Raw genomic sequence first — 17,769 nt, forward strand, 5'->3', positions numbered from 1 at the left:
TAACAAGCCCGTTACGTTTTCATAACATAACGGGTTTATTCTTTAGGTCAAATCCTATATTTATCAAAAGTAAATAGCTATTTTTGATTATTAAATTCTATTATAAAAAATAACGTATGCTTCAAAACAAAGTCATTTTAGGTAGCGAAGAATGGTGCTCATTTCCAGAACTTGGTATCCCGACCATCAAGGCTCGTGTCGATTCCGGAGCCAAAACTTCGGCAATGCACGCCATAAACATAGCTCCTTTTATTAAAAATGATGCCAATTGGGTGAAATTCGATATCAATCCGATTCAAAATAATACTAAGACTATCATTCATTGTGAAGCTCCGTTAGTTGATAAAAGGATTGTAAAAAGTTCAAGCGGTTTTAGAGAACATCGTTACGTAATTCAGACAAATTTAAAAATTGGTGATGTTAAATGGCCAATCGAAATGACTTTGACGAATCGTGACTCAATGGGATTCCGTATGCTTTTAGGCCGTGAAGCCATGAGCGGACGTGTATTAGTTGATCCTGAAGAAAAATATCTTTTAGGACAACCTTCTTCTGAAGCCTTAAAGGAATTGTACCAAAATTCAGAAAAAGCAACTTCCGGTTTAAGAATTGGTCTTCTGGCCAGTAATCCGGAATTGTACAGCAATAAAAGAATCATGGAAGCAGGTGAAATGCGTGGACATGAAATGCATTTCCTGAACATCAAAGAATGTTACATGAAACTGGATGCAAAAACACCTGAAATTCATTATCGCGGTGGAAAAATATTAAATCAGTTTGACGCTATTATTCCAAGAATCAGGCCTAGCATTACTTTTTATGGTTGTGCTCTAACCCGTCAGTTTGAAGCTTTGAAGGTATACTGCCTTAATTCAGCTGCTGCTATAACACAATCGAGAGACAAGCTATTTTCATTGCAATTGCTTTTGAATAGTGGAATTGACATACCAACAACTGGTTTTGCAAACTCTCCTTTGGATACTGATAATTTAATTAAAATGGTTGGAGGCTCTCCCCTAATCGTTAAACTTTTAGAAGGAACCCAAGGAAAAGGTGTTGTATTGGCTGAAACCAAAAAAGCAGCAGAAAGTGTTATCAATGCTTTTAAAAGCTTAAATGCTAATATCTTGGTTCAGGAATTCATCAAAGAAGCAAACGGAAAAGATATCCGTTGTTTTGTAATCGACGGTAAAGTAGTTGCTGCTATTCAGAGAGAAGCAATGCCAGGTGAATTTAGAGCTAATATTCATCTTGGAGGAACAGCATCTGTGATAAAAGTGACTCCTGAGGAAAAAAAGATCGCCATTAAAGCTGCAAAGGCAATGGATTTGAAAGTTGCCGGTGTTGACATCATCCGATCATCAAAAGGTCCGTTATTATTAGAAGTAAACTCTTCTCCTGGTTTAGAAGGAATTGAAGGTGCTACTAATAAAGATATTGCCGGAGAAATGATTAGAGCGATTGAAAAGAATTTCAAACTCTCTTAAGTTTTTACAAAACTAAAAATTATAAAGCAGCTTTGTTGAAGTATAAAACTTCGACAAAGCTTTTTTTAAACTCAAAATCTAAAAAAAATGGTGTTGCTTCCCTATCTTGATATCATTTGCCGAAGTGTGGCTGTTTACTTTTTTATGACAATCGCTTTGCGCGTATTTGGCAAAAAAGAACTTTCGCAATTGAACACAGCCGACATTATACTCATTCTATTGATTAGTAATTCGGTTCAAAACGCAATGGTAGGCCCTGATACTTCTCTCTGGGGCGGATTAATAGCTGCTTTAGCTTTGTTTATTATTAACTTTGTTATAAAAAAACTAACTCACAAATATAAACTGCTAGGCGATTTACTTATAGATAAGCCAGAAATCCTGATTCATAATGGAAAACTTGATTTTAAAACTTTAAGCAAATTAGACATTTCTAACGATGAATTAAAAGAAGCGATGCGTGAACACGGTTTAGAACATTTTGTTGATGTAAAACTCTGTATGCTCGAAATTGATGGTACCATAAGCGTCATTTCAGAGGATAAAAAACATCTTAAGCAAACGCATTACAAAAGAAAACACAATCACAAGAATCTTAGAAAGTAATTCCTTAAAAAGCATAATCACTTAAATATCAACAAACTAAATATTATTAAAGAAAAATCTTAGCTATATACTTTGTTATACTATGTATTTTGTTATATATTAGCCACATGAATGAAACATTTGTAACAAACTGGAAATCACAGGTGAAAAAAGGCACGTTGACTTTTATTATCCTCAATGTACTTAAAAACAATGAGTACTACGGTTATGAGCTTATAGAACAAATAAGAAAACATACCGAAATAGAAATTGCAGAGGGAACGCTTTATCCTTTAATGAATCGGTTAAAAACGGAAGAATTAGTCGATTCTAAATGGGTAGAACAAGAAACTGGTATTCCCAGAAAATATTACGCGTTAACAGAAGCCGGAATCGAAACACTAAGTCACATGAATATTTACTGGAAAAATCTGGAAGAGTCCATCAAAAAAATCATCAAATGAAAATAGAAGATATAAAATTCGAACAAAAAGCATCGCAAAGAATCTACAATGATTATATGAAGCGCATTAAAAAAGCGACATCATCATTATCAAAAGAGAGTCAGGACGATATTTATATGGAATTTAACAGCCATATTTTTGAATTTATTCAGCACAATAAAGAAAAAAACGAAATTGACGCACTTTTGGATATCACAGAAAAATTGGGTATTCCGGAAGAAGTACTAAAACCTCTCGTTGCTGATAAGAAATTGGAACAGGCTACCAAAACATTTAATCCAATTCACGTTTTCAAAGCTTTAATCCTAAACTTTACCAATGGTATTTCGTACATTTTCTTCTTTATTTTATATCTGTTCCTATTTGGTTTCGTCTTTTTAATTTATGCTAAAATTTCTACCCCATCAATTGTTGGTCTTTATGTAAAAAAAGATTCTTTTTCTCCTGTTATTCTTGGAAAGTTAAGCCCCGAAAGTCAAATGAGAAATCAGGTTACCGAAATTCTTGGCAATGGCTTTATTCCTGCCATGTTACTATTAATTATTTTATTCTATTTTCTTATCACCCTTTTATTAAAAATCAAAAAATCAATCAACCAAAAAACACAATCATGAAAAAAATTATTATTACCTGCTTATGTATTCTAATTGCAGGAAATGCATTCTCGCAAACTCTAAATTCTAAAAGACTTGACAGTTTGTTTACTCTTTTGGAAAAGAACAACAAATACATGGGAAGTATTGCTATTTCTGAAAATGGAAAAACAATCTACACTAAATCTATTGGTTTTGATGATGTTGCAAGCTCAAAAAAATCAAGCATCAATACTAAGTACAGAATTGGGTCGATCTCTAAAACATTTACAGCTACTTTAATTTTTAAAGCTATAGAAGAAAATAAAATCAATTTAAATCAGACTATTGATAAATACTTTCCAACGGTAAAAAATTCTAAAACTATTACCATCAGCAATTTATTAAATCACAGAAGCGGCATACACGATTTTACACGAAATGAAGATTATTTAAGCTGGAACACTCAATTTCAATCAAAAGCAAAAATGATTGAACGCATTGCTGCAGGAGAAATTGATTTTGAACCTGACACAAAAAGCGAATACTGCAATTCAAACTACGTTTTATTATCGTTTATTCTGGAAGATGTTTACAAGAAGCCTTTTGGTGAAATTCTAGCTCAAAAAATCACTAAACCTTTACAGCTAAAAAATACTTACGCAGGCAAGAAAATAAGTTTAGAAAACAACGAATGTTATTCCTATACGTCTGACAATGGAAAGTGGAAAAAAGAAAATGAAACGGATATGTCGATTCCTGCCGGAGCCGGAGCAGTAGTTTCGAATCCTACTGATTTAAATCTTTTTCTGGAAGGCCTGTTTGCCGGAAAAGTTGTTTCTATTGCGCATTTAAATCAAATGAAAACAATTAAAGACAAATATGGAATGGGAATTTTTGAATTTCCATATTTCGAAAGAAAAAGCTATGGACACCCAGGAGCAATTGATGGTTTTAGATCTGTTGCCAGCTATTTCCCTAATGAAAAACTAGCTTTATCTATTACTTCAAACGGAATAATTTACGATAATAATAGCATCTTGTTATGTGCCTTAAGCTCTTATTTCAACAAACCTTTTAAAATGCCAGTATTTGATATTGTTTCTGTTACCGAAGAAACTCTGAATTTATACACCGGAAATTACGGAAGTTCGCAGATTCCATTCAAAATAAACATCTCTAAAAAAGACAATACTTTGATTGCTCAGGCAACTGGCCAACCTTCTTTTCCTTTAGAATCTACAGCTATAAATGTTTTCAAGTTTGATGCTGCAGGAATCGTTTTAGAATTTAATTCCGAGAAAAGCGAAATGACTTTAAAACAAGGCGGAAAAGAATTTTTATTTAAAAAAGAATAAACTTAATAAGGGTTGATAAGGATAAAAAAAGCTGGTTTCGAATTAAGAAACTAGCTTTTTTTTATTCCCAAAACTGATACCATTTGCTATCCGGATTATTAGTTTCAAAATCTGTATTGATTCGCTTAATGGTCTTATTTGTCAAACCGTATGGTTTTAGCCTGTGATTAAGATTGGCTAAGATATAATCTTCTTCAACTGGGAATTTTTCAGCAATGATTTTATAATATTTTAAAAGTCTTTGATCGTCTACCCCACTCAATGCCTGCAAAGTAGTATGAATAACTCGGTTTGAATCTGAACATAAACCATCAACAAATACATCGACATAATTACTTTTCGTTTTTAATTGGCCAAGTGAATAATAGGCTGAAACCCTAATTTGCTCACTTTCATGAGTAGTAAAAGATACAATGACAGCACCATAATCAAAATTCATTTCCTTTAATAAATAGGTACAAAAATCAAATGTTTCTTCGTCATCAATTGTATTTACATTCAACTTAATTATTTCCAACCAGTCTTTGCTTTTATCTTTTGCATACCAATACACAAACTGAAAAACAGCTAATAAATCTTCTGCTGTAAAATCAATCAAAAGCGGTTTTGCACGATTATAATCAAACTTGGTAAGAATCTGAAGTAATGTCTTTTTTTGTTCACCAGAACTCAGTTTATATTGTTCTTCCAGAATATTTAAAACCTCAACAATTACATTTTGCTTTTTTAATATTCCCTGCAAGCACTCTAACTTCGTTTCGTTGTTATCTGTAGCAAAAAACACTTCTAAAATATAGCTTGCAGAACCACCTAATGTATATTGAAACAAATCAGGTTCTTTACTCGTTACTTCTTCCGGAATAATTTCATCAAGCCATCTTTCGTACCAATCAAGAAAAGTAGATTCAAAAGCAAAAAAAGGTTTTTGTCTATCAGTATCAACATTCACAACTCTTCCTCTAAAATCCCCATTTAAAACAAGTGCATTATGATAAGTACAACCTTGACTCACAATCGGCAATAACCCGGAAAATAACTCCCCTAATTCCCGATCATAATCTTCATCGGAAAGCTCCTCATCTTCAATATTTTTATTCAAATCAGACCAAAACTCATCGGACATTTTTGGATAAAGTCTACAATCTGCATTCAAATATTGTTTTGCATTTTCATAAATGAATTCATTTACATTTTCTCCAAGTGGATAAATTCCATAATAGGGTCCGGCAGCAGCATTTTGATATGAAATACCACCATTACCAATATGCATTAAAAACATTTTATAATCTTCCGGAAGTTCCAGATTATATTCTTTTTCAAAACTTATAATTTGATCATTACTAACCGTTTCTCCTGTTAAATATTTATGACTTCCTGCTCCAAAAACTTTCAAATCCTGATCTGCTTTTTTGGCAAGGATCAACTTCCTTTTTATTCTTTCTATCTGATGTAATTTATCCATCTTTAAAATTTATTACTTAGTCTTTAACTTAAGTCTAAATGATTTATCAACTAATCCATTTCATACCTAACAGGTCTTGAAGACCTGTTAGGAAACAGTGTTGAAAAACATTTTTCTTTGAATTAACAGACGCTAATTTTGACACTGCTTTTCTCAATGTATCGCAAGACATTAAAGCGTAAATGTAATTTCATTCTTTTTTTAAAACAACAATTTGATGCAAATAAAAAAGCTAGTTTCAGGATTGAAACTAGCTTTTCTTTATGTATTTAAAATGCGATTTATGTCTCACATTTTAGAAAATCATTTTTAAGAAACAAACAAACTTAGTATAAAGTATACTAAACCTGCTAATATTGCTGAGATAGGAATTGTTAATACCCAAGCCCAGATCAAACTCACTGTTACTCCCCAACGAACTGCAGATACACGTTTTGTTAATCCAACTCCGATGATAGAACCAGTAATAGTATGCGTTGTACTTACCGGTATTTTTAAGTGTTCTGTAAAATACAAAGTCAATGCTCCCGCTGTTTCAGCAGCAACACCTTCAAATGAAGTTACTTTTGTGATTTTAGAACCCATTGTTTTTACAATCTTCCATCCTCCGCTTAATGTTCCTGCTGCAATTGCAGAGTAACACGCTAACGGAATCCATGCTGGCATTTTAAATTCGCCACTATCAGAAGGTAAAACTACATCTAACCAAGGTGCCATGTGAACGCCCGGGTTTGAATGAATGTAAACTGCAACTGCTGCTGCGATAATACCCATTACTTTTTGAGAGTCATTTCCTCCGTGACCTAAACTAAAAGCTGCAGAAGATAATAATTGCATTTTCTTAAGCGCAGCGTCTGCCTGATGAAGATTTAAACTGCTAAACAATAAACAGAATGCACTTACTGTCAGAACAATAAAAGCTACTAAAAACCATTTAATGTTGTGAGGTTCAAAAGCAACACTCCAAAAAACAGAAGATGCAAAACGAGGTTTCCCTCCGTCTTTTACAATTTCTTCGTAAGGAATCATTTGGCTGTAAACAAACCAAATTGTTGCAATCATTAAAGCAACTGTAAATATTTTAGGGTAGATACTTTTACGGGAAGCATTTAACAACCAAATCGAAATAATATAAGAAGCTAATGCTCCTAATAAGGGTGCTAAAACAATGAAAGCAATAATTATCAGTACTCCGGAAGGCATACCGCCGTCTTTTCCTGCCTTATACCAACTTACAATATCGTACCAGTGATGTGTTGCACCATCTGCACCAACATAACCTGAAAGTCCGTGTACTGCAATAGCATGTGCTATAGCTGCTCCGGCAAAACCTCCGATTAAGGTATGTGATGAACTTGAAGGAATTCCTAACCACCACGTCAATAAGTTCCAGCAAATTGCGGCGATTACACCGGCAAGAATTACAACAAGATTAATCTCCATTGTATTTGCTGTTTTTGCAACGGTATCAGCGACACCAAATCCAAAAACCCAATAAGCTAAAAAGTTAAAAAATGCTGCCCAAAGAACGGCCTGAAAAGGCGTTAAAACTTTTGTGGCAACAACTGTAGCTATAGCATTCGCCGCATCATGAAAACCGTTAATGTAATCAAAAATTAAAGCTAGTACTATAATAATTATAAGTAGCGTCATAAAATTATAACTTCAGAATTGAAATAAATTGAATTTAAGAATGTTTTACAGAAATAGATTCCAGTATATTCGCAACACTCTTACATTTATCTGTTGCTGATTCTAAAACAGATAACACTTCTTTATATTTAATAATATTTTTAGCGTCTGTTTCGTTTTCAAAAATTTCAAAAACTGCTTTGTTATAAACGTTATCTGATTTGTTTTCCAGTTTGTTAATTCTGACACACGCATCTTTAATAACATTCATGTTACTTAAATTTCTTAGCTCTTTTACAGCGCTATCAATGTTTTGACAAGCCTCAAGATTGATTTCTGTCATCTTTCTGATAGATTTCGTAATCTTGTCTACCTGATATAATCTCATTCTGCTTGCAGCACCGTGAAGGTAATCCGCAACGTTATCAATAGATGTAATTAAGGTATGAATATCTTCTCTGTCAAATGGAGTAATAAAGTTTCTACTCAACTCAAGATTGGTTTGACGGGTAATGTCTTCTCCCTTTTGCTCTAACTCATCAATTTTCTGAAAAAGAACTTCTCTTTCTTTCAACGGAAGATTTACAGCTTCGTGTAAATTAGAAGCTAACTCAATTAAATTGCTTGAAGCTTCTTCAAAAAGTGGAAAGAATTTCTTGTCTTTCGGTACTAAAAATTGGAAAATACTGTTTATTGACATTTTTTTATTTTTGATAGTGCAAAATTACTTCAATATTATTTTACAATGTTAAGCCATTGTTAACAAATCATTTTCTATTTGAAAACTAGACAGAAAATTCACCGTGTTTTCAATATCGTAATGTAAGATTCTATCTTCTTTCACCAATGGTACCACTTCTCTGTAACTGCTCAAAAACATTTCAATAAAATCACTTGATTTCAAAGGCTCTCTGTAGGCAATTGCCTGTGAAGCATTTAATAATTCGATTGCCAGAATACGCTCTAAATTATCTAAAACGCGCAATGCTTTTGTCGCTCCGTTTGCTCCCATACTCACGTGATCTTCCTGTCCATTGCTCGATACAATACTATCGACACTTGACGGTGTAGCCAATTGCTTGTTTTGACTTGCAATACTCGCAGCGGTATATTGTGGAATCATAAAACCTGAATTTAATCCAGGATTGTCTACTAAAAATGCCGGAAGATTGCGCAATCCTGAGATCAGCTGATAGGTTCTTCTTTCAGATATACTTCCCAACTCTGCCAAAGCAATTGCCATAAAATCTAACGCTAAAGCTAATGGCTGTCCGTGGAAATTTCCTCCTGAAATAATCTGATCGGCTTCTATAAATATATTTGGATTGTCTGTAACAGAATTAATTTCGGTCTTGAATACCTTTCTAACGTAATCAATCGCATCTTTTGAAGCTCCGTGAACCTGAGGCATACAACGGAAAGAATACGGATCCTGAACGTGTTTCTTTTCCTGCGCAATAATTTCGCTTCCTTCTAAAAACTCATTTACACGTTGTGCGGTAATGATTTGCCCTTTGTGAGGACGTATAAAATGAATCAATTCGTTGAAAGGTTCGATTCTTCCATCAAAACCTTCTAATGAAATTGTTCCAATTAAATCTGCTAAATACGAATATTTGTAGGCTTTTATCAAGATATGAGCTCCGTAAGCACTCATAAATTGTGTTCCGTTTAGCAATGCCAAACCTTCTTTAGATTGTAATATGATTGGCTCCCAGTTAAAGTGTTTTAAAACTTCAGCCGATTTTACTTTTTTTCCTTCAAAAACTACTTCTCCTTCTCCTATCAATGGTAAAGATAAATGCGCCAAAGGAGCTAAATCTCCGGAAGCACCCAACGAACCTTGTGTATAGATAACAGGTAGAATATCACTATTATAAAAATCAACAAGACGTTGTACTGTTTGCAGCTGAATTCCCGAATGTCCATAACTCAAAGATTGGATTTTCAGAAACAACATCAATTTTACAATTTCTAACGGTACTTCTTCTCCTGTTCCACAAGCATGTGATTTTACTAAGTTTTCCTGAAGTTTTGATAAATTTTCATTAGAAATTTTCACATTACAAAGTGATCCAAAACCTGTATTGATGCCATAAATGGGTTCAGAATGTGATGCCATTTTTTTATCTAAATAATCACGGCATTTTTGAACATTTACTTTTGCTTCTTCTGATAATTCAAGTTTTTTTTCTTGTACTATAATTTCTTGTAATTGCTCTAAATTCAGTAACTCAGTACTGATATAATGGATCTCGTTCATTTTGTTTGGAATTTGAATGCCAAAATTCAGCAAATCAATATTAAAAAGCAATGTTTATTGAGGATTATTTAATATTTGTTGTAAATAAAAAATTAAAAACGCTACGTAAACAACAAAAGCAACCGTTGAAGGTTGCTTTTCTTATCATTCGGATGAATTCATTTTTTTTGAATCGACTAATATGTATATGTCGTTGTTTCAATTAATACAGGTGTAGAGCCTTTGATGCATTATATTTCTGCTTTATTTAACGATTAAAGCAACATTTACAATCCTACTTATTACTTAAATAAAAGAAAATCAACCATCTTAATTATATCTAAATATAGGAATCCCCTATTTTGAACGTTCAAATTTTAACAAATAGTCAGTATTAGATTATTACATTCCTGATTATTAAAATATTCGTAAAAAGGCGATTTGATTTTTTGCTCTTTATAAAAACTTGTACATTTGGAAAATCAATAATGGAAAATAACAGTATAAAATATCACACTTCGATATCAACTCAAAACTGGGTTGCCATTACTGCTACAACAACATCTACAATTACTACTACCCCTTAGGGGTATACATTTTTACATATAATCCTAGGTTATCTATACTTTTTTCTTGAAAGAAGAAAGGTATTGGATAGATGAAAATATTGCACAAAAAGAAAAAAATATCAAAATGAAAGTATTAAAATTTGGCGGAACTTCGGTAGCCAATGCTCAAAATATAAAACTAGTTCTCGAAATTATAAATCAAAAATCTAAAGAAGACCAATTAGTTGTTGTTGTTTCTGCCTTAAGTAAAGTAACCGATTTACTGCAAGCTGCTGCTGCAAAAGCTGCCGCAAACGATGAAAGTTACAGAGAAATCGTTGCTGAAATCGAGAAAAAACACCTTGACACTTTAAAAGATCTTATTCCTGTAAGCGAGCAAAGCAGCTTGCTAAGCCATGTAAAAAGAATCATAAACCATTTAGAAACTTTACTTGATGGTTGCTTTTTGCTGGGTGAATTATCTCCCAGAACTGCAGATACTATTTTAAGTTTTGGAGAACTGCTTTCGTCTTACATCATTGCACAGGCGTATCAGCAAATCTCAAAAAATGTGGTTTACAAAGACAGCCGTGAAATCATTAAAACAGACAGTAATTTTGGTAAGGCTGCTGTAAACTTCGAAATTTCTAATCAATTGATTCAGGACTATTTTTCTGAAAGTCAATTTCAAATCAATATTTTACCTGGATTTATTTCCCAGACTCAAGACGGAATCACAACTACTTTAGGTCGTGGCGGTTCTGATTACACAGCAGCAATTGTTGCCGGTGCTCTGGATGCAGAACAATTAGAAATCTGGACCGACGTAAACGGTATGTTTACTGCTAATCCTAAAATTGTGAAACAAGCACAGCCTATTGCTACCATTTCGTATCAGGAAGCGATGGAGTTATCTCACTTTGGTGCTAAAGTGCTTTATCCTCCAACAATTCAGCCTGTTTTACACAAAAACATTCCAATTTTAATCAAAAATACTTTTGAGCCGGAAGCGGAAGGAACTTTAATTTCAAATCAGGTTTCGTCGCAAGACACGGTTGTAAAAGGTATCAGTCATATTGATCACATTTCGCTTTTAACTCTTGAAGGTTCAGGAATGATTGGTGTTTCCGGTTCTTCTAAACGTTTATTTGAAGTATTGTCTCAGGAAAAAATCAACGTGATTTTTATTACTCAGGCTTCTTCTGAACATTCTATTTGTATCGGAATTTTAAATTCTGATGCTGATAATGCTGAAGCTGCTATAAACAGCGCTTTTGAGGTTGAAATTCTTCAAAACAAAATTGATCCTTGTATTGTAGAAAAAGACTTGTGCATTATTGCTTTGGTTGGTGAAAATATGAAAAATCATCAAGGTTTAAGCGGAAGAATGTTTAGTACTCTTGGTAAAAACAACGTAAATATTCGTGCTATTGCTCAAGGTGCTTCTGAACGTAATATTTCTACTGTTATCAACGAAAGGGATGTGAAAAAAGCATTGAATACTTTGCATGAAAATTTCTTTGAAGAAAACACTAAACAGCTGAATCTATTTGTAATGGGAGTTGGAAATGTTGGGGAGAAATTCATTGAACAAATTCACAATCAGAAAAAGTTTTTAAAAGAAGTTTTAAAAATCAATGTACGTGTTATTGCTTTGTCGAATTCAAGAAAAATGCTTTTTGATGAAGATGGTATTTCTTTAAAGGAATGGCAATCTGCTTTAGATAATGGCGAACCTGCTAATAAAGAACATTTTATTGAGCGCGCTAAAGAACTGAATTTACGTAACAGTATTTTTGTTGATATTACAGCCAATGCAAGTGTTTCTGAAACCTATGAGAATTTCTTAAAACAAAGTATTGCGGTTGTAACCTGCAACAAAATTGCCTGCTCTTCTGCGTATGACAATTACAAAAAATTAAAAAATCTATCCCGTCAGTACAATGCTCCGTTTTTGTTTGAAACGAATGTTGGTGCGGGATTACCAATTATAGATACTGTAAAAAATTTAATTGCCTCTGGTGATAAAGTACATAAGATTCAGGCTGTTTTATCCGGAAGCTTAAACTTCATTTTCAATAATTTTGATGAGAAAAATTCTTTTCACGATGTTGTAAAAGAAGCTGGTGTTCAGGGTTTCACTGAACCGGATCCAAAAATTGACTTAAGCGGAATTGATGTTGCCCGCAAAATCTTAATCTTAATTCGTGAAAGCGGTTACGAAATGGATATTGATGCAATCGAAAACGAAGCGTTTCTTCCTGCTGAATGTCTTGCAACAACAAACAATGAGGATTTCTTTGCTTCGCTTATAAAACATGCTCCTCATTTTGAAAACATTTACAAAGAAGCATTAGCCAAAGATTCAAGATTGAAATACGTTGCGCAATTCGAAAACGGAAAAGCAAGCGTAGGTCTTCAGTTTATTGCTAAAGACCATCCTTTTTATAATTTAGAAGGAAAAGATAATATCGTTCTTTTCTACACAGATCGTTATGTAGATCAGCCTTTGTTAATTAAAGGTGCGGGAGCTGGAGCTGCTGTAACTGCTTCCGGAATTTTTGCAGATGTAATTAGGATTGGGAATAATTAGAAGGAGGTTCAAAGGTTCAGAGCAGCAAAGGAGCAAAGGTTTTGTCTTTGTCGCTATATGTCTGTGAATCTTTGTCACTCTGAACCTTAAAATAAAAAAGAATAATGATTGGCAAAACCTCTTAAACTTTAAGCCTTTGCTACTCTGAACCTTAAAAAATAAAAAAAGTAACGATTGGTAAAAACCTCTGAACCTTTGAGCCTTTGCCTCTCTGAACCTTAAAAAATAAAAAAAATAACGATTGGCAAAAAACTCTGAACCTTTGAGCCTTTGCCACTCTGAACCTTAATAAAAAAAATGGAAATAAAACTATTTTGCCCAGCGACTATTGCGAATCTTTCTTGTGGATTTGATGTACTTGGACTTTGCTTAGACAATGCGGGTGATGAAATGATCGTTAGAAAAGTAGCTCAAAAAGGTGTTCGCATCACAAAAATTGAAGGTGCTGATTTGCCTTTAGAAACAGAGAAAAATGTTGCGGGAGTTGCTGCTCTTGCTATGCTAGAAACTCTTGATGTTGATTGCGGTTTTGAAATCGAAATTTACAAACATATAAAAGCCGGAAGCGGAATTGGAAGCAGTGCTGCAAGTTCTGCGGGAGCTGTTTTTGGAATTAATGAATTATTAGGACAGCCTTATTCTCGTAAAGAGTTGGTTCAATTTGCCATGCAGGGCGAAAAACTGGCAAGCGGAAATGCTCATGCTGACAATGTTGCTCCTGCCCTTTTAGGTGGTTTTACTTTGGTAAGAAGTTACAGTCCACTGGATATTATCAGAATTGACAGTCCGGAAGAATTGTTCGCTACGGTGGTTCATCCTCAAATTGAATTAAAAACTTCTGATGCCCGTTCTGTATTAAAACAAACTGTTTCGCTAAAAAGCGCTATCATGCAATGGGGAAATGTAGGCGGATTAGTGGCTGGTTTATACACTAAAGATTATGATTTAATTGGAAGGTCACTTCACGATGAAATTGTTGAACCTTTAAGAAGCGTTTTGATTCCAGGTTTCGATTTAATCAAACAAACGGCTTTAGAGAACGGCGCTTTAGGTTCTGGAATTTCAGGCTCAGGCCCGTCAATTTTCGCTTTAAGCAAAGGAAAAAATACCGCCGATCAAATTGCAAAAGCCATGAGCGAGGTATACGAGAAAATGAATCTACCGTATGAAATTCACGTTTCGAAAATTAATCCGGATGGAGTACGTGTTCTTTGAACGCTGTAAGCTTTAGGCTGTAAGCTTTAAGCCCTTTGCGAAAAATAAAGAAGCTATAAGCAATAGTAAGCTGTAAGCTGTAGGCTTTAGGCTTTAGGCTGTAAGCTTAAAATCTTTGCGAAAAACAAAAAAGCTGCAAGCAAGCGTAGAAAAAGGCCTAAAGCCTACTGCGTAAAGCTTAAAGCTTAAAGCAAAAAACATAAAAATCAAAAAGCTGTAAGCTTATAGGCAAACAAGGAAAAAAAGCCTAATGCCTAATGCTTAAAGCATAAAGCTATTAAAAAAAATAAACAAGCAGTAGGAAAAAGGCCTAAAGCCTAAAGCCTAAAGCTTAAAGCCATTAAAAAAATGAAATACTACAGTTTAAACCATAACGCACCAAAAGTTTCTTTTAAAGAAGCTGTGATACAAGGATTAGCGAGTGATAAAGGATTATATTTCCCTGAAAATATTACACCGCTAAATCCGGCATTTTTTAATGTAATCGAAAATCTGACTCATGAAGAAATTGCTTTTGATGTGATTCAGCAATTTATTGGAGATGAAATTCCGGAAGCCAATTTAAGAGAGATCATTGCAGAAACTTTGTGCTTTGATTTTCCGGTTGTACAAGTAGAGGAAGGTATCTATTCCTTAGAATTATTTCACGGTCCCACAATGGCGTTTAAAGACGTTGGAGCCCGATTTATGTCACGTTGCCTCGCCTACTTCAATAAAGACAACAAAGACGTTAAAAATACTGTTTTAGTAGCTACTTCAGGAGATACTGGTGGTGCTGTCGCAAGCGGATTTTTAGGTGTTGACGGTGTAGATGTTGTCATTTTATACCCATCAGGAAAAGTAAGCGACATTCAGGAAAAGCAATTGACTACTTTGGGACAAAACATAAAAGCATTGGAAGTTGATGGTGTTTTTGATGATTGTCAGGATATGGTAAAAAAAGCGTTCTTAGATGAAACGCTGGCGCATAAAAACCTGACTTCGGCAAATTCTATTAATATTGCACGCTGGCTACCGCAAATGTTCTATTTCTTCTTTGCTTATAAAGCATTGAAAAGCCAAAACAAACCATTAGTTTTCTCTTGCCCTAGCGGAAACTTCGGAAATATTTGTGCCGGAATTATGGCAAAAAAATTAGGCTTGCCAATCGAACATTTTGTAGCATCTACTAACGTAAACGATACCGTACCAAGATTCTTAGAAAACGGAAAATACGATCCGAAACCGTCTAAAGCAACAATCTCGAATGCGATGGATGTTGGAAACCCAAGTAATTTTATTAGAATTCAAGAATTATACAATAATGATTTAAAGGCTTTTGAAAAAGACTTCTCTTCTTATAGTTACACAGATGAAGAAACACTTAAAGCAATGAAACAAATTTACAAAACCGATGGTTACATTGCAGAACCTCATGGTGCTGTTGGCTATTTAGGTTTGAAGAAAGAACTGGAAAAACACGCCGACGCGATTGGTATTTTCTTAGAAACAGCGCATCCTATTAAATTCCTTGATGTCGTTGAACCTGCTTTGGGAATTACACTTCCTATTCCTGCTCAGATTGAGAGTGTTATTAATGAGGAGAAAGTTAGTGTGAGGATTGGAACTTATGAAGAATTGAAAGCTTTTTTGGGATAACAGCTTTATATAAAAATTAAAAACCACAAATTACACTATGAAACAATAGTGCAATTTGTGGTTTTCTTTTGCTTTGTATAAATTATTTAATTTCGATTTTCCATTTTAAAATTAGGTGGTGTATATTTAAAATATCTATTACCTTCTTGTAATGAGTAATTTAATTTTTGGAATTCTCTTAAATCCTGAATATTTATACAAGACGTTATTAAGGAAACATTGTCGCCTCCTTTTATTTTTAAAATATCTTTCGTTGATGAATCGGATGGTTGCGTTATTCGACTATCACCATATTCCGAAGTATTAACTTGAATAATATACGCATGAATATCTCTAGAAATTGAATCAGTAATATTAGAAAAATAGTTTGTATCTCTATTATACTCCACTGTTACTACAAAATCAACCTTACCTCTAAACATAGCACGTTTACGTATATCTGCTAATTCAAAACAATTAAAAACACTAAAATAAATATTATTCCAACGATAGAGCCTTAATAATTCATCATTCATCTTTTTAAATGGAACAATAAATTCTTTTCTTCCTTCAATTTGCCTAGTTTCTTCGGGAGAATAATCTTTCTTTAATCGTAGATCTACAAAAGCATTACTATAATTTTTATAACGAAAAGGTAAAATCGTTGCTACATAATTTAAAACTTCATTTTCTTTATTTGTAATATGCTCTAAACCACATATTATTGCAACATTATTTTTTTTTGAAAACATGGTAAGATGCGGTAGCCACTGATAAGGAACAGAAATTTCTGGAAAAACGATTAAATCTGATTTTTGCCTTTTTAAACTTTGATTTAAAATGTGATTTATTTCATCAAATCTTTCATAGTTTAAAATAGGAGTTCCTTTCATTGAACTAATAGAATGACTTAATAATGTTTTTGAATTAACAATACCTACTCTTAGTTTAGTTGGATTAGAAATAGTTTGAACATTAATCTGTATACATTCTTTATTTAATTCAACTGACGAAGGAAAAAACGGTTCATACAATGGAGAATTTAACTTATTAAATAGTAGATAATCCTCAAATGTTTTCTGAATCATTAATTTATATGTCTTATCTGAAGGATGAAAAATATTTTTAAATTGATAAAATAGCGATAACTCATTGTAATGAACAAAACGTGGAGAGTATTCAATCTTTTTCTCATCAAAATCAAAATCCTTATCATATAACTTTTTACTCAAAAAATTAATACCATGGGGATGTTTACAATAATTTAATAACGGATAATATATTAAATGATGCCTAAGCAAATTAGATTTTATAATCGCTTTAGCTTTCGGTTCAATATGATCAAAAGTTAAAGCATTGATTATAGCATTACTTTGATTTCTTGTATCTAAACCTCCGATTTTATTTAAAACTTTTTCCGTAAACAATAAATTATTCAAAGAACATGACATTGCAAAACAATTTGCTAAATGTATAAGTAAATTTTCTTTTAAATCAATTAATAAATCATTTGTTATTTCTTCTGATTCTTCTTTTCTTTTTATACTTGTTATAGCTTTTATTTGATCTTTCGTAAAATCAATAATTTCCTCAACGGCATTATGAATTATATAAAAATTGAACACTTTTTCCCATAATGACGATAACTCTAAACCTCTTTGTCCAGAAAAACATTCTTTAATTTGATTAAATAATTTCTGCTTAATATCATTATTAATCTCGTTTGATATTTTAGTAGCACTAATTAACTTTGACAGATGCTTTGATATTCCAAGTTTATCAATTGACAAACTATCAACTGACCTAAATTTATTAATTGTATCAGAGTAAGTAAGTTTATAAGATGAATTTTCGAAATCATCAAGGATATTTTCTGATTCTGGTTCAAATCTAAATTCACTACTATTTTTTCTAATTTCAGCCTCAAATTTTTCAAGTAATTTGACAGATTCATCTTTATTAAAATTATACAACTTTACTTTTTTTGTCTGAAA

Annotated in this window: 13 protein-coding genes; 8 read left to right on the top strand and 5 right to left on the bottom strand. The window is 33.0% G+C overall.

The features are described from left to right. The first annotated feature begins 116 nt into the window (after positions 1-116). The 5 genes from rimK to B0A66_RS20870 all read left to right on the top strand — a co-directional run bounded on the left by rimK (position 117) and on the right by B0A66_RS20870 (position 4,466). Positions 117-1,487 carry a 30S ribosomal protein S6--L-glutamate ligase gene (gene rimK, locus B0A66_RS20850; RefSeq protein ID WP_089051785.1) on the top strand — a complete coding sequence of 457 codons (1,371 nt, stop codon included), beginning with the start codon at positions 117-119 and terminating at the stop codon, positions 1,485-1,487. Positions 1,488-1,574: 87 nt separating this feature from the next. Continuing rightward, positions 1,575-2,093, top strand: a complete 519-nt coding sequence (locus B0A66_RS20855) for a DUF421 domain-containing protein (protein ID WP_089051786.1) — start codon at positions 1,575-1,577, stop codon at positions 2,091-2,093. Positions 2,094-2,200: 107 nt separating this feature from the next. After that, positions 2,201-2,536: a PadR family transcriptional regulator gene (locus tag B0A66_RS20860; protein ID WP_089051787.1), complete on the top strand. Its 336-nt coding sequence runs from the start codon at positions 2,201-2,203 to the stop codon at positions 2,534-2,536. Then, positions 2,533-3,150, top strand: coding sequence for a hypothetical protein (locus tag B0A66_RS20865; RefSeq protein ID WP_089051788.1), 618 nt, complete (start codon positions 2,533-2,535; stop codon positions 3,148-3,150). Before B0A66_RS20860 ends, B0A66_RS20865 begins: the two co-directional genes overlap by 4 nt. Continuing rightward, positions 3,147-4,466 carry a serine hydrolase domain-containing protein gene (locus B0A66_RS20870; protein WP_089051789.1) on the top strand — a complete coding sequence of 440 codons (1,320 nt, stop codon included), beginning with the start codon at positions 3,147-3,149 and terminating at the stop codon, positions 4,464-4,466. Before B0A66_RS20865 ends, B0A66_RS20870 begins: the two co-directional genes overlap by 4 nt. 61 nt (positions 4,467-4,527) lie before the next feature. Here the strand turns inward: B0A66_RS20870 and B0A66_RS20875 are convergent, their stop codons facing one another. From B0A66_RS20875 to hutH, 4 genes are all read right to left on the bottom strand, one after another. Continuing rightward, positions 4,528-5,928 (bottom strand): SMI1/KNR4 family protein, encoded by a 1,401-nt coding sequence (locus B0A66_RS20875; RefSeq protein ID WP_089051790.1) that lies wholly within the window; start codon positions 5,926-5,928, stop codon positions 4,528-4,530. A gap of 309 nt (positions 5,929-6,237) precedes the next feature. Beyond that, the gene (locus tag B0A66_RS20880; RefSeq protein WP_089051791.1) at positions 6,238-7,581 is read right to left on the bottom strand and encodes an inorganic phosphate transporter; all 1,344 of its coding nucleotides are present in this window, start codon (positions 7,579-7,581) and stop codon (positions 6,238-6,240) included. A gap of 34 nt (positions 7,582-7,615) precedes the next feature. Continuing rightward, on the bottom strand, positions 7,616-8,260 hold the full coding sequence (locus tag B0A66_RS20885; protein WP_089051792.1) for a DUF47 domain-containing protein: 645 nt from the start codon (positions 8,258-8,260) through the stop codon (positions 7,616-7,618). Positions 8,261-8,308: 48 nt separating this feature from the next. Continuing rightward, positions 8,309-9,823 (bottom strand): histidine ammonia-lyase, encoded by a 1,515-nt coding sequence (hutH, locus tag B0A66_RS20890; protein WP_089051796.1) that lies wholly within the window; start codon positions 9,821-9,823, stop codon positions 8,309-8,311. Between the two features lie 672 nt (positions 9,824-10,495). Here hutH and thrA point away from each other — a divergent pair. The 3 genes from thrA (at position 10,496) to thrC (ending at position 15,796) form a co-directional block, all read left to right on the top strand. Then, a complete protein-coding gene (gene thrA / locus B0A66_RS20895; protein WP_089051797.1) occupies positions 10,496-12,943 on the top strand; it encodes a bifunctional aspartate kinase/homoserine dehydrogenase I in 2,448 nt (815 codons plus the stop codon). Between the two features lie 297 nt (positions 12,944-13,240). Further along, positions 13,241-14,158, top strand: coding sequence for a homoserine kinase (locus B0A66_RS20900; protein WP_089051793.1), 918 nt, complete (start codon positions 13,241-13,243; stop codon positions 14,156-14,158). Positions 14,159-14,506: 348 nt separating this feature from the next. Then, positions 14,507-15,796 (top strand): threonine synthase, encoded by a 1,290-nt coding sequence (thrC, locus tag B0A66_RS20905; protein WP_089051794.1) that lies wholly within the window; start codon positions 14,507-14,509, stop codon positions 15,794-15,796. 86 nt (positions 15,797-15,882) lie between these two features. Here the strand turns inward: thrC and B0A66_RS23000 are convergent. Continuing rightward, the coding region (locus tag B0A66_RS23000; RefSeq protein WP_208862611.1) for a hypothetical protein at positions 15,883-17,769 on the bottom strand (1,887 nt) is incomplete at its 5' end.

It is taken from the genome of Flavobacterium hercynium, from assembly GCF_002217285.1.
GTDB lineage: Bacteria > Bacteroidota > Bacteroidia > Flavobacteriales > Flavobacteriaceae > Flavobacterium > Flavobacterium hercynium.